The sequence below is a fragment of the Thermoanaerobaculia bacterium genome (assembly GCA_035717485.1).
Taxonomy (GTDB): domain Bacteria; phylum Acidobacteriota; class Thermoanaerobaculia; order UBA5066; family DATFVB01; genus DATFVB01.
In genome coordinates this window covers 1-21,637 of sequence record DASTIQ010000096.1, presented here as the reverse complement: position 1 = coordinate 21,637, position 21,637 = coordinate 1, and the positions used below count along the sequence as shown (strand labels likewise).

Here is a 21,637-nt window from a genome sequence, read left to right as displayed (position 1 = left end):
CTAGCAGCGAACTTCCGTCGGAAATGCGCCGAGCGCCCCTGGGCAACCGGGGGCGCTCGGTCCTGCCAGCGGATGGCTCGCCACCCAGGACAGGAACAAACGCATTACGGCTCGTCGCCAATGCCCTCGGAGGAAGTGAGTAGCCCAAGGATGACCCACCCATGAAGGCTCACACGGCCGTTCCCTTTGTCGACACCAACATCATCCCTGATAGGAATGCCGGGATAGGGACCCTTCTGTGGGATCTCCAGAATCCCGAGGATCCTGGCGACCGACCGCCTCTGTTGCACCGTGAGTTTGCGTTCATTGATGTCGGCGTGTCCCGCGCCAGGGTATCGACCGCCTTGAAAACTCTCTTGGCACGCGACCTCGAGATGGATGTGGATTATGTGGCCACAGAACGCCTCGAGGCAGTGCCTTATGCGAACGTCACTCCCCTGGGAGACAGGGCGGAGAAGATCCGTGGCTGCTTGTCCCGGATGATTTCTTCGAAGGAGGCTACGCGCGAGGTCAAACACTGGCACTTTGTGGCCGATCGCCAGGGCAAGGTCTCGTCGATTTCCTATTCCTACGATCTGCATGGAAATGAAGTGTGGGAGTCGTATTTCATGGGCCGGACGTTCCTGTACTCCGGTGAACACGTTGAGTTCTCCGACCCAAGGCTGGATGACGTGCTGGCCCCCGATGTGCCGAAGATCGAGGCAAGAATTGATCTGCAAAGAAAGCGGGATGGCGACGCGAGCCAGCCTGCACCTTCCTGGGACGGGTACAGGATGGAAAGGAATCCTCTGGAGGCAGGTCTCGCGGAATTCGGGATCGCCTTGCAGAAGGCTGATCTTCCGCAAAGGATCGAGGACACGCAGAACGTCCTGTTCCTGGGAAATGTCCTGAATCATTATCCACACGATGAGCAGGCCCATGAGCTCGACAGGATTGCGGCGAGTATGGCGGACGGGGACGTCGTCATTGTCCAGGTGGACGAGGTGGACACGTCTTCCATCGAAGTTCTCTATGTCAAAGGGCAGGGTTCCCGCAAAACGCTGGAACGCGTGACGTGGATCAATACACAAACTCTTGAAGTCCAGAAGCGTGTCCTCGGCACGGGATCGTGGCAGCAGATTCAACTGAAGCCGGCCTTCGAACAGATGGTCAGCCGCCTTATGGAATGCCTCGGAATGAAGGCGAACTCACCAGAGTGGAGTCGAGAAGATCACAAGGCTCTTGTCCGTCAGAACATTATTCATGTCTTCAGAACATTCTTCAGAGCTTTGCCTGTTGAGAAGACTCTTCGCATCGCTATCCGGGAAGCCTTGCGAAGGCTGCCAACCGAGGGCGGCATGAAGGGATTTCCCGTCTTCAAGGATGATGCAAGAGATGCTTATGGAGGCACGCTGGGGTTAGACCCGAGTCCTCTTGTGTCCGAAGCAGATCTTATTCACATTGGCCTCGGCACGCTCCAACGCGGAGGCGACAGGCGACCAGCGGTTGCCGGCCGGGTGTCTACTCCGCCGTGGATCGCCGGGATGTCAGGGGCGAACCGAACGAAGGACTGACTGCGATGCTTCAAACTCTGCTGAACGTCACCATCGTCATCTTCATGGTCGGAAACCTCCTGGAGGTGGGGCTTCGGCTCGAGGTTCCTCAAGCCTTCGCCGCCCTCCGCAACCTGCGCTTCGTGGTGACCACGCTGGTGTGGTGTTTCGTCATCGGTCCGGCGCTCGCCGTGCTGCTCACGAAGCTCATTCCCCTGGCGGAACCGTACGCCCTCGGGCTGGTGCTTCTGGGGATGGCGCCGTGCTCGCCGGCCATCCCGGTGATGATGAGGAAATCCGGCGGGAGCCTGGCTTACATGTCGGCTTTCATGTTGCTGGCCTATGCCGGAACGGTAGTGCTGATGCCGTTCATGGTGCCTTGGTTGTTGAAGGGATTCACGGCGGATCCCTGGACCATCGCCAAACCGCTCCTGTTCTTCATCGTCGTCCCGATGGTCATCGGAGCGGCGATTCGGCGCGCCGCCGAGCCGTTCGCGGAGAAGGCCGCGCCCATCGTCAAGAAGGTGACGGGCATCAATACGCTCATCCTCTGCGCCGACCTGCTCTGGCTGTACCGGGTCGAGATCGTCGGTGCGGTCGGGGCCTATGCGATCGCCACCCAGATCCTGTACTACGCCGTTCTGGGGTTCGCGGCCTACCTGCTCGGGTTCGGACTCTCCTACGACCAGAAAGCCCCGATGACTCTCGGCATCTGCACGCGCAACGTCGGCCCGGCCCTCGCGACGTTGATGGGAGTCGCCGGCGCTCCCCAGGGCGCGATCACGATGTGCATCCTGGCGATCTTCCTGGGAGCCATCCTCTCCGGTTTCGTCGCGGCCGCTCTGCTCAAGCGCTTCTGCGCTCCCGCCAGCACGCCGAGCCAGGGTCAATACGCAACCGGCTGAGAGAGATGCTCACCCATGAAACACGAGAACAGTACCCAGAAGACCCTGACGAGCGCCCTCGAGGAGCTGGGCGCGGAGTTGAGTCACCGGGGCGGAGGATCTTGACATGTCCATGTACCCGAATCACATGTTCTTCACTTCGGAGTCCGTGACCGAAGGTCACGTCGACAAGTTCTGCGACCAGATCTCCGACGCGGTCCTGGACGAATGCCTCCGGCACGACCCGATGTCGCGCGTGGCGTGCAACACGTACGTCACGATGGGGCTTCTGATCGTCGGCGGCGAGATCACCACCCGGGCCCTGTTCGACGTCTCGAAGGTGGTGCGCGAGCTCGGAAACGAGATCGGGTACACCTCGCCGAAGTACGGCTTCGACGTGAACGTGGCCGCGGTGATCCGGACGATCCACCCGCAGTCCCCGGACATCGACCTCGGAGTCTCGAAGAAGGAAGGCGAGATCGGCGCCGGCGACCAGGGGCTGATGTTCGGCTACGCGTGCCGGCAGACGGACGAGCTGATGCCGCTGCCCATCATGATGGCGCACAAGCTCGCGATGCGGCTGACCGAAGTCCGCAAGAACGGGGCGCTCCCGTACCTCGGGCCAGACGGCAAGACGCAGGTGACGGTCGAGTACCGCAACGGAAAACCGGCGCGGATCGAATACGTCGTCATCGCCGCCTCGCACACCGACGAAGTGATCACCCCGGACGGCCGGTTCACGACCGAGGAGGCGAAGCGGGAGATCATCGACAAGGTCGTGCTGCCGGTCGTGGGCTCGATGATCGACCGGAACACCAAGATCACCGTCAACGGAACGGGCAAGTTCCTCGTGAGCGGCCCCCAGTGCGACACCGGCCTGACCGGACGCAAGATCATCGTGGACACGTACGGCGGCTGGGCCGTCCATGGCGGCGGGGCGTTCAGCGGGAAGGACCCGACGAAGGTGGATCGGTCCGCCGGCTACATGGCCCGTTACGTGGCGAAGAACCTCGTGAAGGCCGGTCTCGCCGACGAATGCCTCGTTCAGCTCGGCTACTGCATCGGTCTCGTCGATCCCGTGTCCGTCATGGTGAACACCTACGGAACCGGCGCGCTCGCCGAGGATGCGCTCGCCGCGGTCGTTCGCAAGGTCTTTCCGCTCTCCCCGAAGGGGATGATCGACCACCTCGGCCTGCGGGCGCCGATCTACCGGAAGACCGCCGCGTACGGCCACTTCGGCCGGCCGGAATTCCCCTGGGAACAGCTGGACGCGGTCGATGAGCTGACGTCCCAGGCCAGGAAGGCAACCCAGGCACTGCCCCGTGCATCGAAGAGAGCCCCGGTCCGCTCGACGGCGCCGCATCGCGGACCGTCGCCTCGTTCGCACGGGACCGCCGCTCGACAAGGAGCCGGACGATGAACAGCAAAATCAAACGAATCGCCATCAACGTCGGCGGGGGCTTCGTCCCCGGCTTGAACGCCGTCATCACCGGCGCGACCCTGGCCGCGCACGAGCGGGGCTGGGAGATCGTCGGAATCCGCGACGGGTTCGAGGGGCTGCTGTTCCCCGAGCGCTACCCGGAGGGCGGTCTCCTGGCGCTGACCCCTTCCCGCGTCGCGGAGCTCGCGGGGACGACCGGGTGCCTCCTGGGGACCGCGGCCCGAAGCGACCCGTTCCGCGTCGGGACGGTGGATGCGGACGGCATGGCGCACGAGGTCGACCGGAGCGACGAGCTCCTCCGGCTGCTCGCGGCGGAACGCATCGACGCGGTCGTCTCCGTCGTGAGCGCGCGGGCGCTCGGAATTCTGTGGAGACTGAGCCGAAAGGGCCTTCCGACCGTCTGCGTCCCGAAGTCGATCGAGAACGACGTCCCGGCGACGGCCCTTTCCTTCGGCTTCAACAGCGCACTGAGCTTCGTGGCGGACTCGCTCGAGCGAATTCGCCAGGCCGCGCAGTCCGTCCGGAGGATCTGCGTCGTCGAAGTTCCCGGCGCCAATGCGGGGTGGCTCGCCCTGCAGGCCGGAATGGCCGCGGGCGCCGACGCCGTCCTGATTCCCGAAATCCCGTACGACCTGGACAAGGTCGCGGCCAGCCTCCGGGAGCGCGCGAAGGCCGGCCGGCCCTACGGGCTGGTCGTCGCGGCCACGGGCGCCGTCCGGGCGATGGCGGCCGAGCCGGCGCTCGCCGCCTCCGTCTCTTCCGGCTTCAAGGCGTCGCTCTCCCCCGCCTCGACCGGCGAGGGAGGATCCCACGTCATCGAGACCGGTGGCCGCCTCGCCTCGGAGCTGACGCTCGAGATCCAGCGCCTGACCGACCAGGAGACGTTCTCGCTGGTGCTCGGCGATCTCGCGAAGGGCGGAGCGCCGACCGTCGTGGACCGGCAGCTCGGGCTGGGCTACGGGGTGGGCGCCGTCCGCGCCCTCTCCCAGGGCCAGAGCGGCTCCATGGTGGTGTTCCAGCCGCCGGACCTGAAGTTCGTGCCGTTGTCCGAGGCCATCAACCGTTTCCGGACCGTGCCCCCCGACGGCGAGTTCGTCCAGATCGCGCGGGCCCTGGGCATTTCGCTCGGATCGTGAGGAGGGGAACATGGACCCGAAAGCGATGAAATCGAACGGCCGGACGGGACTGGTCCTCAACATCCAGCACTTCTGCACCCACGACGGACCGGGGATCCGGACGACCGTCTTCCTCAAGGGATGCTCGCTTCGCTGCAAGTGGTGCTCCAATCCCGAGAGCATCCGCAACGTGCCGGAGCTCGCCTACAAGGCGGGCGCCTGCATCGGTGACAAGGAGTGCGGCTTCTGCCTGAAGGGCGTCTGCCCGGAGTCGGCCATCTTCACGGCGGGGTCGGGGAACGGCGCCGGCGAGAAGGTCCGGATCAACTGGGACCTGTGCACCAACTGCGCCGCGTGCGTCCCCGTCTGCCCGACCCAGGCGCTCTATCTCTTCGGGCGCGAGATGACGGTCGACGAGGTGATCGACGAGGTGGAACAGGACCAGAGCTTCTACCGCGAATCCGGAGGCGGCATGACGCTGAGCGGCGGGGAGTGCCAGCTGCAGCCCGACTTCTCCGCCGCGCTGCTCGCCGAAGCGCACCGGCGCGGCATCCACACCGCCATCGAGACCGCGTTCAACGTGCCGTGGACGAGCGTCGAGAAGGTCCTGCCGCACGTGGACGTCGTGCTCCACGACCACAAGCTCACCGATGCGGAGCGCCACCGGAAGTGGACCGGGGTCCCGAACAACCGGATCCGCGAGAACATCCAGCGGGCGTACGAGACCTTCCCCGACAAGAAATTCATCGCGCGGACTCCGGTCATCCCGGGAGTCAACGACGACGAGGAACACATCCGGGCGGTGCTGGCTTTCATCAAGCCCTATCGCAACGTCGTGGATTACGAGCTGCTGCCGTACATGCGCTTCGGGGAGAGCAAGTACGAGTTCCTCGGGCGCATCTACGAGATGAAGGACTTCGAGCCGCCGAAACCGGAGACGCTCCAGCGGCTGCAGGCGATCGTCGACGAAGCGTTCGGTCGCCGCGGAGCGCAGGCGCTTCGGCCGTGATGGAAGCGCCGGGCGGTCGACGGAGGATCACGACGAACGTGCCGCCGGATCCCGAGCGCTCGAACCCTCGGAGACCTCGCATGACCGAAGACCGATCCCCCCTCGCGGAACGATTCTCGATCGTCGGCGGCGGCCCGATTCCCCGATTGCTCGCCGTCCTCGGACGGGCCGCCGATGAACACCCCCGGCTGGTGCGGCGGACCCTGATCGCCGTTCTCGTCACCTGGCTTCCCATGCTCGTGCTTTCGGCCCTGCGAGGGACGGCCTATGGACCGCGGGTGACGATTCCTTTCGTTCGGGACTTCGCCGTGAACGTCCGTTTTCTCGTCGCCGTTCCGATCCTGATCCTGGCCGAATCGGGAATCGCGAAGACATGGCGCACCATCGCCCTGCACTTCCTCCGGTCAGGCCTGGTGACAGAGAAAGGACTTCCCTCCTTCGAGGCCGCCATCGAGAGGACCATGCGTCTGCGGGATCGCATCCTTCCCGAGGTCCTTCTGGCGATCACCGCCTTTTCCCCGCTGATCTTCTACCGGAGCGAGCCCCTCCTGGGGGGCGTCTCGACCTGGCACACCGACGGAACGGGATCGGGCGCGCTGAGCCCGGCGGGCTGGTGGTTCGCGCTCGTGAGCACTCCTTTCTTCCGTTTTCTCCTGCTTCGATGGTTCTGGCGGCTCTCCCTCTGGACGCTGTTCCTGTGGCGGACGTCGAGAACCGGCCTGCATCTGGTCGCCTCCCACACGGATCTGGCGGCGGGGCTCGGCATCCTCTCCGAGGGTCAGAAGGCGTTCAGCCCGATCGTCTTCGCCGGAGGCGCCGTGGTCGCCGCCTCTGTCGGAAACTCCATCGCCTATCAGGGAGCCACGCTCGCCTCGATGAAGGTTCCGATGATCGCCTACGGCGTCCTCGCGGTCGTCCTGTTGATCGCTCCCCTCCTGGTGGTCGCGCCCGTCCTCCTCGACGTCAAGAAGAAGGCGCTGTTCGAATACGGCGCCCTGGTGACGCTCCACGACCAGCTCTTTGAGACCCGGTGGCTTCGCGGAGAAAAGGCGGGGGAACAGGTCATCCTGGGAAGCAACGACGCCTCGTCGCTGAACGACCTCGGGGCCGGCTACACGGTCGTCCGCCAGATGACGTTCATCCCGATCAACCGACAGACCCTGATCACGCTGGCGCTCGCGGCCGCTCTGCCCATGGGTGTCCTCGCTCTCTTCGTCACGCCGGCCGAGCAGTTGCTGCGCATGGTCATGAAGATGCTCGGCTGATTGCCGGCCGAAACGATCAGACGAAGCACCGACTTTCCCTGGGACCTAAGTCCAATAGGAATGCACGCCGGCTCACGCCTACATTGAGCGGGCGGCGGATACCTCGGACCCGCCATTTTGAAGGAGCCGACCATGAACCGAGTCCGAACCACGTTGGAGCGGGTACTGATCACTGTCGTTTTCGCGGCCACGACCGCTTCGCTCGCCGCGCAAACGAACAAGCCGGAAGCGGCGATCCAGGATGCGGGTTCGGCGGACCCCGCCGCTCTCGCCCGGGCGTATCCCACCAAACCACCGTACTCGCCTTACGCCGGCCGCAGCTTTCCGACGCGGCCGCTCTTCGGCGACACGCATCTGCACACCTCGTTCTCCATGGACGCCGGCGCCTTCGGCGCCCGCCTGGGGCCGCGCGAGGCCTACCGGTTCGCGCGAGGGGAAGAGGTCCTGTCGTCCAGCGGCCAGCCGGTCAAGCTCTCCCGCCCGCTCGACTTCCTCGTCGTCGCCGATCACTCGGACGGCTTCGGATTCTTCCCGCAGCTGATGAGCGGCGACCCGGAGCTGCTCGCCACGCCGCAGGGCCGGAAATGGTACGACCAGATCAAGTCGGGCCACGGAGCCGACGCCGCGCTCGACATCATCGTCAGCTTCAGCAACAACAAGCTGCCCAAAGGGTTTCCGCTCCCGGGCACGCGCGCCTACCGCTCCGCCTGGCAGGAGGAGATCGACGCGGCCGAAGCCTTCAACGATCCCGGCCGCTTCACTGCGATCATCGGGTACGAGTGGACATCCAACACGGGTGGCAACAACCTGCACCGCAACGTCCTCTTCCGGGAGAACGGCGCGAAGGCCGGTCTCGTCGAACCGTACACGACCCTGCCGCCCCTCGGCTCCGACAATCCCGAGGACCTCTGGAAGTGGATGGCCGCCACGGAAGAAAAAACCGGGAGCGAAGTGCTCGCCATCGCCCACAACGGCAACCTGAGCAACGGCATCATGTTTCCCATGGTCGAGGCCTTCGGCCGGAAGATCGATCGCCGGTATGCCGAGACGCGCATCAAGTGGGAGAAGCTCTACGAAACCACCCAGACCAAGGGCGACGGCGAGGCGCATCCGTTCCTGTCGCCCAACGACGAATTCGCCAATTTCGAGAAATGGGACAAGGCCAACCTGGACGGGAGCGTGGCGAAAACGAAAGAGATGCTCCAGTTCGAGTACGCCCGCTCGGCCCTGAAGAACGGCTTGAAACTCGAATCGGTGCTCGGGGTCAATCCCTACAAGTTCGGCCTGATCGGCAGCAGCGACGCGCACAACGGGCTCGCGGCGATGGAAGAAGACAACTTCTTCGGCAAGACCGCACCGCAGGAACCGAGCCCGGAACGCCTGACCAAGACGTTCATGTCGAACCCCAGGACCGGAGTGACGATCAAGGACTGGGAGGTCAGCGCCTCCGGTTATGCCGCCGTCTGGGCGACCGAGAACACCCGCGCGGCGATCTTCGACGCGATGCAGCGCCGGGAAACCTATGCCACGACGGGACCGCGCATGATCGTGCGCTTCTTCGGCGGCTGGGACTTCCAGCCGGCGGATGCGAAGAACCGGATGCCGGCGGCCATCGGCTACGCCAAGGGCGTTCCCATGGGAGGCGACCTCTCTGACGCGCCCGCGGGCAAGTCCCCGACGTTCCTCGTCGCGGCGTTGAAAGACCCCATCGGCGCCAATCTCGACCGCATCCAGGTCATCAAGGGCTGGCTCGACGCCAAAGGCGAACTGCACGAAAAGATCTACGACGTCGCATGGTCCGACGCGAACAACCGCAAGCCGGGCGCCAACGGCAAGCTCCCCCCTGTCGGCGACACCGTGGACGTCGACAACGCCAGCTGGACCAACACCATCGGAGACCCGGAGCTGATTGCGACCTGGAAAGACCCGACCTTCGACCCCCGACAGCGCGCGCTCTACTATGTCCGCGTCCTCGAAATCCCCACGCCACGCTGGACGGCCTACGATGCGAAGCGTTTCGGGATCAAGCCGCTCCCCGGAACCGCGATGAAGCTCCAGGAGCGCGCCTACACCTCGCCGATCTGGTACACACCCTGAAGATGAAACGGGTCCTTCGGGAGCCCCTGCTGCACTTCGTCGTTCTGGGGGCAGCCTTCTTCGTCGCCTACGGCCTCGGTCGAAAGAGCGGCAGCGGCGAGCCGAGAAAGATCGTCGTGACCCAGGGGCAGGTCGAGCACCTCGTGACCGGCTTCGCCCGGACGTGGCAGCGGCCGCCATCTTCCGAGGAGCTGGCCGGATTGATCCGGGACCAGGTGCGCGAAGAAGTCTATTGCCGCGAGGCGACAGCGCTGGGTCTCGACAAGGACGATTCCGTCATCCGCCGCCGCCTGGCGCAGAAGATGGAGTTCATCTCCAACGACGTCGCCGCGCGCGTCGAGCCGTCCGACGCCGACCTGAATGCCTATCTGCAGACGCACGCCGAGGGGTTTCGCCTCGAGCCCCGTTTCACGTTCCGGCATGTGTACCTCGATCCGGAGAGGCACGGCGCCGATCTCGCCCGCGACACCGCCCGCCTTCTCGTGCAGCTCACCGCGGCGGGTGACACGGCCGACGTCTCGGCGCTGGGCGATCCGTTCCTGCTCGAGCACGAGCTCGACGGCGCCCCGGCGGGGGATGTCGCCCGACAGTTCGGGGAACCATTCGCGAAAGCGCTGGCTCGACTCGACACCGGCCGGTGGCAGGGACCCGTCGAATCCGGCTACGGCCTGCACCTGGTCTTCGTCCGGGAACGAACTGAAGGACGGGTTCCCGCGTTGTCCGAGGTGCGCGAGGCCGTGCGCCGAGCGTGGGACGACGAACGCCGGTCGAACGCGAACGAGAAGTTCTACCGGGAGCTGCTCAAACGTTACACCGTGACGATCGAAGAGTCGCCGAAGGCGGAGCCGAAGAAGCTCGCCGGGAATACGCTGAAGTGAAGCGCGCCCTTCTCTTCCTGTCTCTGTTCGCCGCGCTCGCGCCCCCGGCTCTCGCTCACGAAGTGCGCCCCGCGTATCTCGAGTTGCGCCAGACCGCGCGGGAAACCTGGGACGTGTTCTGGAAAGTGCCCGCCCAGGGAGATCTGCGGCTCGGACTCTACGTGGAGCTGCCCGCGACCTGCGCCAGCGTCACCCGGCCACACGGTTCGATGGCCGAAAACGCCTATGCCGAGCGATGGACCGTCGGGTGCCCGGGCGGCCTGAGCGGCGGCCGCATTCACATCGCCGGTCTCCGGGCGACCGTGGTGGACGTCCTCGTGCGCGTCGAGCGGCTCGACGGGTCGACGCAGGTGGCGCGCCTGACGCCGTCCGCTCCGTCGTTCGTCGTCGCGGCGTCGGCCGGAGCGATCGGCGTCGCCCGGACTTACACCATGCTCGGCGTCAGCCACATCCTGTCGGGAATCGACCATCTCCTGTTCGTGCTCGCGCTGATCATCATCACGCGGGGGGGATGGAAGCTCGTCAAGACCGTCACCGCGTTCACCGTGTCACACAGCATCACGCTCAGCCTGGCGGCGCTCGGCTACATCCACGTTCCGCAGCGGCCCGTCGAAGCCTCGATCGCGCTGAGCATCGTCTTCGTGGCGACGGAGATCCTGCGCGGGCGGGAGGGCCGCGCGGGGATCGCCGCCCGGTGGCCGTGGGTCGTGGCCCTCACGTTCGGCCTGATGCACGGGCTCGGGTTCGCCAGCGGGCTGAGCGACGCCGGGTTGCCGGCCGCTCACATTCCGACCGCTTTGCTGTTCTTCAGCATCGGGGTCGAGGCGGGACATTTCCTCTTCATCGGCTCCGTCCTGGCGCTCGTCTTCCTGGGGCGGCGAGCCCTGATCGTTGCATCGGAGCGGTTCCCGCTCCCGCTGCCCCGGTGGGCGCCCCTCGTTCCGGCCTACGCCATCGGAAGCATCGCCATGTTCTGGGTCATCCAGAGGGTCGCCGCGTTCTGAGGAACGTCCTCGACGCTTCACCCGTGCGGCCTGTCAATCAGACCAAGGTCCAATGGCGGCCGAGAGTGCCCGCTCGTAGTCTGTGAGGGACAGTCGCTGAAGGCCGTACGGTGCCGTCCCGTACTCGCCGACGTTCACAATCCGCGGCGGCTGAGGTCGAAAACAACGTTCGGCGACCCGGCCAAGCCGGAAAGGCAGGTCCGCCATGATTCTGTTCGTCGGCGCCTCGATGTCCGGAACATCGTTCTCCGTTCCGGCCCCTTCTTCTGACCATTCGCTTGAACCAGAACGATGCTGATCATTTCCCTTCAAAGCGTCGAGTCGGGCGGAAACGCTCAGAACACCCTTTTGAGTCTCGTCGTCGCGTTCCTGTTCGCCGCCCTCTTTCTGTTCGTGAGGCGGAAGGCTCTCTCGCCCGGCCCGACCGGTCGCGACATGTTTCTTTCGTTCGCCGCCGGGATCTCGGTCGCCTACGTCTTCGTGCACGTCCTTCCCGCGCTCCATCAGATCCGCGATTACCACGCGAAGTCCGCCACGGGCTTCCAGAGTCTCTTTCCCGAGTACAGCGTCTATCTGTGGACGATGGCTGGCTTCCTCGTCTTTTCCGGCCTCGACGTCCTCGATGCGCGGCTGAGCGGCACGGACGGGCCCGCCCCGGGCCGTGCCGGCTGGTGGCTGCCGCGCATCGAAATCGGCGGCTTCGCCCTGTACACGTGGCTCCTGACCTACCTGATGGTGTGGACCGGCAAGGGTTCGCTGGCCCTGGCTCTCTACGCGGTGGCCATGGGCATGCACCTCTTCCCGATCGCCTGGAACCTGCGTACTCATTATCCCGACGTTTACGAAGGGCACGGGGCGTTCCTGCTCGCCGGGGCATCGCTGACCGGCTGGGCGTGCGCCCTGACGCTGAACATTTCGAGCACCGTCGTTCTGAACCTGGTCGCCTTCGTGGCCGGAGGTGTGATCGTCAACGGAGCGATCGCGGAGCTCCATGAAGGAAAACACGGCCGCTACGGCTCGTTCCTGCTCGGAACGGCGAGCTACACCGCCCTCCTGCTGACGATGTCTCACTTCGAGCGATGAGGAGTCTGCCATGGATGCAATTTCGGAAGCGTCGGGAGTGAATCGGAGGACCGGGCCGTGACGAAGCGCGGAGCCCGCTCGCGTTTCCCCTGGCGCCAGTACCTGTCGGAGATGATCGGGACGGCTTTTCTCCTGGCGATCGGGCTCTCGATCGTCGTCTTCATGTTCGGGTCCGGGAGCCCGATGGAGCGCCTGGTCCCGAACGAGGGGCTGAGAAGGCTGATCACGGGCTTTCTCTTCGGTGGAACGGGCGCCCTGATCGCGCTGTCGCCCGTGGGAAAGGTGAGCGGAGCCCACATCAATCCCGCCGTCACGATCGCCTTCGAGCTCGTGGGAAAACTGCACTGGCGCACCGCCGCGGCATACGTCGCGGCCCAGTTCCTCGGAGCCGTCCTCGGATCGCTGCCGATCCTTCTCTGGGGAAAGATGGGAAAGAGCGTGTCTTTCGGAGCGACCGTACCGGATCCGCGCTACAGCGTCGCGCGGGTGTTCGCGGTCGAGATCGGCGCGACGTTCCTGATGATCTCGCTCCTCGCCGTCTTCCTCGGCTTCCGGAAGCTCCGCCCGTTCACCCCGGCGATCTTCCCTCCCCTCTACGCATTCATGGGTTGGATCGAGGGGCCGATCTCCGGCTCGAGCACGAACCCCGCGCGCAGCTTCGGACCGGCGGTCGTCTCCGGACGATGGGAAGAATGGTGGATCTACGGCACGGGTCCGTTGATCGGCATGCTCCTCTCCGTCATCGCCTTCAGCTTCCTCGCCAATCGGATCGAAATCGCGAAGGTGTACCACTTCGAAAGCGATCGACGCCGGTTCTTCCGGAGGGAGGCCTCCCCCGCATCCTGACCACCCCGGTCGGCGCCGTCTCGAGACTCTGAACGGCATCGCCTCCCAGCTCCGCCGCATGAGACCAAGGTCCAATAGACGCACGACCCCGGCTCTCCTAGATTGAAGATCTTGAAACGTGTCGGCGGACGCGAACCCACGTCGCGCGATACGCAGAGGCCGGTGACGAAGTGAAAGCCATCTCCACCACGCCACGGAACCCGAAGAGATCGCCGGCCCCCCCGGCAAACGGCGGGCGGGGATCGACGAAAGCGAACGACCCGAAGCACCGTGCGGCTTCTCGAACCTCGAGCGGCCCACCGTCGAGAGAGGCGAACATGTCCAAGAACGAACCGATCCGATTCGTCGACTGCACGGAGCAGAGAAGGCTCAACGAGGCTCGCGAAGCGGGCGTTCCCTGGAAGAAGTGGGGGCCGTATCTCAGCGAGCGGCAGTGGGGCACCGTCCGCGAGGACTACAGCACCGACGGCAACGCCTGGGCCTACTTCACGCACGATCAGGCCCGTTCGCGGGCGTACCGGTGGGGAGAAGACGGTCTCGGCGGCATTTCCGACGACAAGCAGAACCTCTGCTTCGCCCTCGCGCTCTGGAACGGGCACGACCCGATCCTGAAGGAGCGACTCTTCGGCCTCACGAACAACGAGGCGAACCACGGCGAGGACGTGAAGGAGTACTACTTCTACGTCGACTCGACGCCGACGCACTCGTACATGAAGTATCTCTACAAGTATCCGCAGCGCGCGTTCCCCTACGGCGACCTCGTCGAGAAGAACCGCGGCCGCTCGCGCCAGGAATTCGAGTACGAGCTGCTCGACACCGGCGTCTTCGACGACGACCGCTACTTCGACGTCTTCGTCGAGTACGCGAAGGAGACCTCGGAGGACATCCTGATCCGCGTCACGGTTCACAATCGCGGCCCGGAGGCCGCGAAGCTCCACGTCCTGCCCACGCTGTGGTTCCGCAACACCTGGTCGTGGGGCGACGGCGGGACGAAGCCCGTCCTCCGCGAAGCGGGCGGCGCCGTGGTCGCGTCGCACCCGGCCCTCGGCGAAATGACCCTGTCGTGCGACGGGTCGCCGGAGCTCCTCTTCACGGAAAACGAGAGCAACGCCTTCCGGCTCTGGGGACAGTCGAATCCGTCGCCCTGGGTGAAGGACTCGTTCCACCAGTACGTGGTCGACGGCAACCGCGACGCGGTGAACCCGGCGAAGACCGGGACGAAGGCCGCGGCGCTGTACGTCCTCGACGTGCCGGCGGGAGGCCATTCCGAGGTCCACCTGCGGCTCTCCACGGGGAGCCGGCCCAAATCGTTCGGGCGCGGGTTCGACGCCTCCTTTTCCGCGCGCATCGCCGACGCCGACGAGTTCTACGAGCGGATCGCGCCGACGTCGCTCTCCGAAGACGAGAAGAGAGTCCATCGCCAGGCGCTCGCCGGGATGCTCTGGGGGAAACAGTTCTACTTCTACGACGTCGACAAGTGGCTCAAGGAACACGAGGCGCACCCGCTCGTCGGCGGCATCCACCACGACGTCCGGAACGCCGACTGGTTCCACATGTTCAACGGCGACGTGATCTCGATGCCCGACAAGTGGGAATACCCGTGGTACGCCGCGTGGGACCTGGCGTTCCACACGATCGCGCTCGCGCAGGTCGATTTCGATTTCGCGAAGGAGCAGCTCCTGCTGATGCTCCGCAATCTCTACTTCCACCCGAACGGACAGATCCCGGCGTACGAATGGAACTTCGGCGACGTGAATCCGCCCGTCCACGCCTGGGCCACGTACTACCTGTATCAATACGAGAAGAACCTCGGCCGCGAGGACCGGGCTTTCCTCGAGCGCGCGTTCCAGGGGCTGATGCTGAACTTCAACTGGTGGGTCAACCGCAAGGATCCGGCCGGGCGGAACGTCTTCGCCGGCGGCTTCCTCGGACTCGACAACATCGGCGTTTTCGACCGGAGCTCGGCGCTCCCGACCGGAGGCTCGCTCGAGCAGGCCGACGGCACCGCGTGGATGGCCTTCTACTGCCAGACCATGCTGGACATCGCGCTGATCCTCGCCGAGAAGGACCCGATGTACGAAGAGATCGCGTTCAAGTACGTCCAGCACTTCGCATGGATTGCGTACGCGATGGACCGGATCGGCGAGCATCACGACAACATGTGGGACGACCAGGACGGCTTCTTCTACGACGTCCTGAAGCTCCCGAACGGCGAGTCGATGCGCCTGAAGGTCCGCTCCATGGTCGGGCTCCTGCCGCTCTGCGCCACGACCGTCTTCGAGGGCGAGGCGCTCGACCGCATGCCGAAGCTCCGCGAGCTGATCGAGCTCTTCCGGAAACGCCACCCCGAGGTCATCGAGCGCATCTCCCCGACGGGCGGCGAGGACTTCGCCGGCTACAAGAACCGCCGGCTTCTGTCGGTTCTCAACCGCAGGAAGCTCGAGCGGGTGCTCGGATACCTCCTCGACGAGAACGAGTTCCTGAGCCCGTACGGGATCCGGTCGCTGTCGAAGTACCACCGGGAGCATCCGTTCGTGTTCCGCGCCGGCGGCCAGGAGCACGTCGTCTCGTATCTGCCGGCCGAGTCGGACAACGGGATGTTCGGCGGGAACTCGAACTGGCGCGGGCCGATCTGGATGCCGGTCAACGGCCTCATCGTGCGCGGACTCATGAACCTCTACCTCTTCTACGGAAACGACCTCACGGTCGAGTGCCCGACGGGCTCGGGAAAGCGGATGAACCTCTTCGAGGTCGCCCATGAGCTCACCCGCCGGCTGTCGGGGATCTTCCTGCGCGACGCGGCCGGCCGGCGTCCCGTCTACGGCGGAACCGCGAAGTTCCAGGACGACCCGCACTGGCGCGATCTCATCCTCTTCTACGAATACTTCCACGGAGACAACGGAGCCGGGCTCGGCGCCAGCCACCAGACCGGATGGACCGGAATCATCTCCACGCTCCTCGACATGTTCGGCCGCTTGACGGCGGAAGACGCCCTCGAGGCATCGAGGCACGACACCGTCGGGCGGATGGTTCTCGAACAGGTCGGCGGCTAGCGCGCGAGGAGGAGGTTTTCATGGACGCTCCGCGATACCCGTCGCTCTTCCAGATCAACACGCGCGTCCGTCTCTCCGAGCTCGCCGCCGATCTCGGGAGGCCCGCGACCCTCGACGACGTGCCGGACCACGAGCTCGACTTCCTCGCGGCGGAGGGCTTCGACCTCGTCTGGTTCCTCGGCGTCTGGCAGACGGGCGAGGCCGCCCGCCGCGTCTCGGCGTCGAACGCCGCATGGCGGGAGGAGTACCGCCGCGTTCTCCCCGACTTCCGGGAGTCCGACGTCTGCGGCTCCTGCTTCGCGATCCGCGAATACCGCGTCCACGAGGACTTCGGCGGAGACGCCGCGCTCGCCCGTCTCCGCGCGCGGATGAAGAAACGCGGGCTCCGGCTGATCCTCGACTTCGTCCCGAACCACATGGCGCCCGACCATCCCTGGGTGGCCGCGCATCCGGAGTGGTTCGTGCCGGGGAACGAGGACCTCCTCGCCGGGCAGCCGCAGAACTATGGATTGGCGGCGACGGCCAAAGGACGGCGCGTTCTCGCCTACGGCCGCGATCCGTATTTCGACGGCTGGCCCGACACGTTCCAGCTCAACTACGGCGAACCCGGGCTGCAGGACGCCATGCTCGGAGAGCTCGAGAGGATCTCCCGCCAGTGCGACGGAGTTCGCTGCGACATGGCGATGCTCGTCCTTCCCGAGGTCTTCGAGAGAACGTGGAAGATCGCGTCGGCGCCGTTCTGGCCGCGCGCGACGGCCGCCGTGCGCTCGAAGAATCCCGGATTCCTCTTCCTCGCCGAGGTCTACTGGGACCTCGAGTGGACGCTGCAGCAGCAGGGCTTCGACTACACCTACGACAAGCGCCTGTACGACCGGCTCGAGCATCGGCAGGCGCGTTCGGTCCACGGACATCTCATGGCCGGCCTCGATTTCCAGGATCGCCTGGCACGGTTCCTGGAGAACCACGACGAGCCTCGCGCGGCGGCGACCTTTTCGCCGGACGTCCATCGCGCGGCCGCCGTCATCACCTACTTCACGCCCGGGCTTCGTTTCTTTCACCAGGGGCAGCGCGAAGGAAAGAAGGTTCGCATCCCCGTGCACCTCGGCCGCGGACCGTCGGAACCGCGAGATCCCGCGATCGCCGGGTTCTATCACCGCCTTCTGGCGGTTCTCAAGAACGAATCGTTCCGCTCCGGCGAATGGAAGCTCCTCGAATGCCGCCCGGCGTGGGACGGCAACGGAACGTTCGACGAATTCGTGGCGTTTTCCTGGACCGGGCCCGGAGAGTCCCGCCGGCTCGTCGCCGTGAACTACTCCGATCACCCGGGACAGTGCTACGTGAACCTGCCGTGGCAGGACCTTCGCGGTGAGACCTTCCGGCTGAGCGACGTACTCGGGCCGGCCGTCTACGACCGTTCGGGAGACGACCTCGCGTCGCGCGGTCTGTACCTCGACCTTCCGCCGTGGGGCTACCACGTGTTCGACATCGCACCGGCGGTCGCGCCGGTTGCCGAAGCGGAGCCGCGGGGAACGCAAGAACTTTCCGTGGTCGGCTGACCGGCCGGGTGTTCCGGCCGGCCCAACGGCGCCCATAAGACCAAGGTCCAATGGCCGTCCAGGCCCAGTCGCCCTAACGTTATCCGCGCGTGAGCAAGAGAAGCTTCATCATCGCGGGAGCCCTGCTCGCCGCCATGTTCTCGCCGGCCCTCCGGGCCGAGGACGTGCCGCGCCGGCCGAAGATCGGAATCGCGTTCGCCGGCGGCGGCGCGCGCGGCGGCGCCCACGTCGGCGTGCTCAAGGTCCTCGAGGAGCTCCACATCCCCGTGGACTACGTCGCGGGCACCAGCATCGGCTCGATCGTGGCGGCGCTCTACGCGACCGGGATGTCGCCGGACGAAATGGAGAAAGTCCTGTCGACGACCGACTGGGACGACGCCCTGCAGGACGACGAGCCCCGGCGCGAACGGCCGTTCCGGGCGAAGCAGGACGACGCGATCTACCTCGTCAAGGCGGAGCTCGGCTTCAAGAAGCGGAAGCTCGTCCTCCCCGGAGGTCTCGTCGCCGGCCAGAAGCTCGGCTACCTCCTCCGCCGGTTCACGCTTCCCGCGAGCGAGGTGACCGACTTCGACCGGCTTCCGATCCCGTTCCGCGCCGTCGCGACCGACATCGTCACGGGCGACCCGGTCGTCCTCGGGAAGGGAGACGTCGCGCGTGCGGTCCGCGCGAGCATGGCGATCCCGGGGTTCTTCTCGCCCGTCGAGCTCGACGGCCGGCTGCTGGTCGACGGGGGCAGCTCCGACAACCTCCCGATCGACGTGGTGCGGCGAATGGGCGCGGACGTCATCATCGCGATCGACATTTCGACACCCCTCTCCCCGCGTGAGAACCTGAACACGTTCCTCGCGATCACCGGTCAGACGAGCGGATTCCTGACGCGGCTGAACGTGCTCGAGCAGATCAAAACGCTCGAGCCGAAAGACGTCCTCATCACGCCCGATCTCCACGGGATCTCGACGCTCGCGTTCGCCGACTTCCCGAAATCGGTGGGCCGCGGCGAATCAGCCGGGCGCAAGGCGGCCGAGAGCCTGAAGAAATACGCCGTTTCCGAGACCGAGTACGCCGAGTTCCGGCGGCGACAGCGCGTTCCCCGGACGGCGCCGACGATCGACGCGGTCAGGATCGCCCCTGTCGCAGGTGTCGATCCGAGGCTGACGGCGTACCGAGTCCGCAGCAAGCCCGGACCGCTCGAGTGGCGGACGGTCGAGCACGACCTCGCGAAGCTCTACGAGACCGGCAAGTTCCAGACGGTCGATTTCCGCGTCGTCCACGAAGGGGGGCAGGAAATTCTCGTCTATCAGCCCACGCCGAAACCGCCCGCTCCCGATCGCCTGAGGTTCGGGCTGAAACTCGATACCGACTTCGCGGGAGACAGCTCCTTCGGCCTGCGGCTCGGGTTCTACAAGACCTCGCTCAACGCCCTCCAGGCGGAGCTCCGGACGAAGCTCGAAGTGGGTCTCAAGAACAGTCTGCTCTTCGAGTTCTACCAGCCCACTGACTACCGGGGGCGGTTTTTCCTCTCCCCGACCGTCGAGATCGCCCGGCAAACGCAGGACGTGTTTCAGGGAGACGACCAGGTCGCCAAACTCCTCCAGACGTCGTACGGCGGAAAGCTCGACGCGGGCATCTCGCTCGGAAATCTCGGGGAAATCCGGGTCGGCGGATTCCGCGCGCAGAGCCACATCGAGACCGACATCTTCACCTCCCCGCCCCGGGAAGCGACGGAGAACGTCGCCGGCGGCGCTTTCCACGTGATCCTGGACCAGCTCGACAGCGTGACGTTTCCCCGCGACGGATGGTTCGCGCGAACCGACGTGACGCTCGCGGGAAAAGCCCTGGGGGCGACCTGGGAGTACGGAACCGTCGGGGGAACCCTGGCGTGGGCGAAGAGCTTCGACCAGACGACGATCGTTCCCACGATCAAGATCGACTCCCGCCTCGGACCGGACGCGCGGCCGTACTTCGACCTCGCGACGGAAGGCGGCTTCCTGAATCTCTCCGGCCTGAAGCCCGGCCAGCTCCGGGGCCAGTACGGCGGAGTCGCGCGAATCGTCGCGTACCAGAGGCTCGCGCGGTTCAATTCTCTGATCGGTACCGGGATCTACGCCGGGGGCTCCGTCGAGACCGGCAACGTCTGGCAGGACTCCGTCACATTCTCCAAGCTGCGCTTCGCCGGCAGCGTCTTCGTCTCGGCGGACACCTTGATCGGTCCGCTGTACCTCGGCTACGGCCTCGCCGACGGCGGCCACGGCAGCGCCTATCTCGCGCTCGGCTTCCCACTCAATTAGCGGGCCGTGCCTCGACCTTGCCTCATTTGAGTCGTGATTCGGCGGCCCCTCGGTCCCCGCAACAGTTAAGACCAAGGTCCAATAGGAACGACGCCGGGTGATCGGTACAGTGGACACGGGAGCATCTGGGGACGAAGCCGGACAGCGGCGTCATCCGGACGCTCGGTAACGAACCGGTGCTTGATTCGCCGCGCCGGGGTCATCGCCGCCGGCGCGGATTGTTTCTGAGAAGGAGATCGAAATGTTCAGCAGCAGGACCAGATCAGTCATCACCCTCGCTCTCATCGCCGTCTGCCTCGGGATGACGGCCTCCGTTTTCGCCGCGGACCGGCCGGAAGACCAGCAACTGGTCATCCAGGCGCGCCAGACCTTCGACCGCTTCGTCCAGGACCCCGACTTCACGTGGATCCGGAAGAACCGGCAAAAGGCGCTCGGATACGTGATCGTCCCGAAAGTCGTGAAGGCGGCCTTCATCCTCGGCGGCTCGGGCGGGCACGCCGTTCTCGTCGTCAAGGGCGACAAGGGCTGGATGGGGCCGGCTTTCTACAACCTCGGCACCGCGAGCGCGGGACTCCAGGTGGGAATCTCGAACATGGAAGGCGTCATGTTCATCATGACCAAGAAGGGGCTCGACTCCCTGATGAGCAGCTCGATGAAGTTCGGCGCCGACGCCAGCATCGCCGTCGGGCCGGTGGGTTCGGGCGCAGCGGGTGACGCCGATTTCGTGGTGTTCATGCGCGCGAAGGGCGCCTACGCCGGAGCGAACATCAACGGCACGGTCATCTCCCCGAACGACGGCCTCAACAAGGAGCACTACGGCAAGGACGTCTCCCCGATCGACATCGTGGTCAAGGGATCCGTGAAGAACAAGGCCGACGCGCCGCTGCTGGCGGCCGTCGCCAAGTAACACGCGTTCGACAGCCAGTCCGGAATAAAGCGGCGTCCTCGCGGGCGCCGCTTTCGCGTCTGGCCACCCGGATTTCAGCCGCGTTCGAGCGATTCGGTCTATCCGATCTTCCCGTCGAAACCTGCCCGAGGTCTAAGACCAAGGTCCAATTGTCCGTCTCGGAGCCATCCCCTAACTTCGAAGAGTGAATCAATCGTCTGAATCGATCGTTCCGCGCGCGCAGAACGATGAATCGGCACCCCTGAATCGAGGAGTAATCGAACCATGAGACCGATCCCGACATTTCTCGTTCTTTCCGTGCTCGCCACGGCCGCGACGGCTTCCCCGGCGTTCGCGGCGGAGCCGATGACGTTGCAATCGCGGACGGTCCTGTGCGAATCCAAGGGTAACGAACGGCAGCACTGCGCCGCCGATACCTCCAGGGGCGTCGCCCTGGTACGCACCTTGTCCGACGAAGCGCCGTGCCTGCTCGGCAAGACCTGGGGCTACGACGACGCGGGCATCTGGGTCACGGACGGGTGCTCCGCCGAGTTCCTCCCCGGACAGGAGCTGCCGACGAAGGCCGAGCCGCTGACAGCCGAGACGCCGAAGCCCGAAACCCCGCCGAAGACCGAAGAAGAGAAGAAGAAGTTCCTCGAGCACGTCCCGAACCTCGGATTCCGGATCTACGAGGGGAAGG

Annotated in this window: 15 protein-coding genes and 1 pseudogene; all 16 read left to right on the top strand. The window is 65.4% G+C overall.

The features are described 5' to 3' along the window. Positions 1 to 161: 161 nt before the first annotated feature. The gene (locus VFS34_05205) at positions 162 to 1,553 is read left to right on the top strand and encodes a hypothetical protein (protein ID HET9793840.1); all 1,392 of its coding nucleotides are present in this window, start codon (positions 162 to 164) and stop codon (positions 1,551 to 1,553) included. A 5-nt stretch (positions 1,554 to 1,558) separates the two neighbouring features. Next, positions 1,559 to 2,437, top strand: coding sequence for a bile acid:sodium symporter (locus VFS34_05200; GenBank protein HET9793839.1), 879 nt, complete (start codon positions 1,559 to 1,561; stop codon positions 2,435 to 2,437). A gap of 112 nt (positions 2,438 to 2,549) precedes the next feature. Further along, a pseudogene (gene metK / locus VFS34_05195) lies at positions 2,550 to 3,701 on the top strand (methionine adenosyltransferase). Positions 3,702 to 3,832: 131 nt separating this feature from the next. After that, complete coding sequence (locus tag VFS34_05190) at positions 3,833 to 4,993, top strand: 6-phosphofructokinase (protein ID HET9793838.1); 1,161 nt, start codon at positions 3,833 to 3,835, stop codon at positions 4,991 to 4,993. Positions 4,994 to 5,003: 10 nt separating this feature from the next. Continuing rightward, on the top strand, positions 5,004 to 5,981 hold the full coding sequence (locus VFS34_05185; protein HET9793837.1) for a glycyl-radical enzyme activating protein: 978 nt from the start codon (positions 5,004 to 5,006) through the stop codon (positions 5,979 to 5,981). 80 nt (positions 5,982 to 6,061) lie between these two features. Continuing rightward, positions 6,062 to 7,246, top strand: coding sequence for a hypothetical protein (locus VFS34_05180; GenBank protein HET9793836.1), 1,185 nt, complete (start codon positions 6,062 to 6,064; stop codon positions 7,244 to 7,246). A 132-nt stretch (positions 7,247 to 7,378) separates the two neighbouring features. Next, complete coding sequence (locus tag VFS34_05175) at positions 7,379 to 9,343, top strand: DUF3604 domain-containing protein (GenBank protein HET9793835.1); 1,965 nt, start codon at positions 7,379 to 7,381, stop codon at positions 9,341 to 9,343. Between the two features lie 2 nt (positions 9,344 to 9,345). Next, positions 9,346 to 10,221: a peptidylprolyl isomerase gene (locus VFS34_05170; GenBank protein HET9793834.1), complete on the top strand. Its 876-nt coding sequence runs from the start codon at positions 9,346 to 9,348 to the stop codon at positions 10,219 to 10,221. After that, a complete protein-coding gene (locus VFS34_05165; GenBank protein HET9793833.1) occupies positions 10,218 to 11,225 on the top strand; it encodes a HupE/UreJ family protein in 1,008 nt (335 codons plus the stop codon). Before VFS34_05170 ends, VFS34_05165 begins: the two co-directional genes overlap by 4 nt. Before the next feature lie 348 nt (positions 11,226 to 11,573). Further along, positions 11,574 to 12,308, top strand: coding sequence for a hypothetical protein (locus VFS34_05160; protein ID HET9793832.1), 735 nt, complete (start codon positions 11,574 to 11,576; stop codon positions 12,306 to 12,308). A 57-nt stretch (positions 12,309 to 12,365) separates the two neighbouring features. Continuing rightward, the gene (locus tag VFS34_05155) at positions 12,366 to 13,154 is read left to right on the top strand and encodes an MIP/aquaporin family protein (GenBank protein HET9793831.1); all 789 of its coding nucleotides are present in this window, start codon (positions 12,366 to 12,368) and stop codon (positions 13,152 to 13,154) included. Positions 13,155 to 13,471: 317 nt separating this feature from the next. Continuing rightward, positions 13,472 to 16,207, top strand: coding sequence for a glucosidase (locus VFS34_05150; GenBank protein HET9793830.1), 2,736 nt, complete (start codon positions 13,472 to 13,474; stop codon positions 16,205 to 16,207). A gap of 20 nt (positions 16,208 to 16,227) precedes the next feature. Beyond that, complete coding sequence (locus tag VFS34_05145; protein HET9793829.1) at positions 16,228 to 17,763, top strand: alpha-amylase family glycosyl hydrolase; 1,536 nt, start codon at positions 16,228 to 16,230, stop codon at positions 17,761 to 17,763. Positions 17,764 to 17,852: 89 nt separating this feature from the next. Next, complete coding sequence (locus VFS34_05140) at positions 17,853 to 20,051, top strand: patatin-like phospholipase family protein (GenBank protein HET9793828.1); 2,199 nt, start codon at positions 17,853 to 17,855, stop codon at positions 20,049 to 20,051. Between the two features lie 241 nt (positions 20,052 to 20,292). Further along, a complete protein-coding gene (locus VFS34_05135) occupies positions 20,293 to 20,958 on the top strand; it encodes a lipid-binding SYLF domain-containing protein (GenBank protein ID HET9793827.1) in 666 nt (221 codons plus the stop codon). A gap of 264 nt (positions 20,959 to 21,222) precedes the next feature. Further along, positions 21,223 to 21,637, top strand: a 415-nt coding sequence (locus tag VFS34_05130) for a DUF3011 domain-containing protein (protein HET9793826.1), incomplete at its 3' end; no start/stop codon positions are given.

Excerpts from the sequence above, each read along its gene's own strand:
- VFS34_05205 (HET9793840.1), top strand. The coding sequence starts at position 162 with ATGAAGGCTCACACGGCCGTTCCCTTTGTCGACACCAACATCATCCCT.
- VFS34_05200 (HET9793839.1), top strand. The coding sequence starts at position 1,559 with ATGCTTCAAACTCTGCTGAACGTCACCATCGTCATCTTCATGGTCGGA.
- VFS34_05190 (HET9793838.1), top strand. The coding sequence starts at position 3,833 with ATGAACAGCAAAATCAAACGAATCGCCATCAACGTCGGCGGGGGCTTC.
- VFS34_05185 (HET9793837.1), top strand. The coding sequence starts at position 5,004 with ATGGACCCGAAAGCGATGAAATCGAACGGCCGGACGGGACTGGTCCTC.
- VFS34_05180 (HET9793836.1), top strand. The coding sequence starts at position 6,062 with ATGACCGAAGACCGATCCCCCCTCGCGGAACGATTCTCGATCGTCGGC.
- VFS34_05175 (HET9793835.1), top strand. The coding sequence starts at position 7,379 with ATGAACCGAGTCCGAACCACGTTGGAGCGGGTACTGATCACTGTCGTT.
- VFS34_05170 (HET9793834.1), top strand. The coding sequence starts at position 9,346 with ATGAAACGGGTCCTTCGGGAGCCCCTGCTGCACTTCGTCGTTCTGGGG.
- VFS34_05150 (HET9793830.1), top strand. The coding sequence starts at position 13,472 with ATGTCCAAGAACGAACCGATCCGATTCGTCGACTGCACGGAGCAGAGA.
- VFS34_05145 (HET9793829.1), top strand. The coding sequence starts at position 16,228 with ATGGACGCTCCGCGATACCCGTCGCTCTTCCAGATCAACACGCGCGTC.
- VFS34_05135 (HET9793827.1), top strand. The coding sequence starts at position 20,293 with ATGTTCAGCAGCAGGACCAGATCAGTCATCACCCTCGCTCTCATCGCC.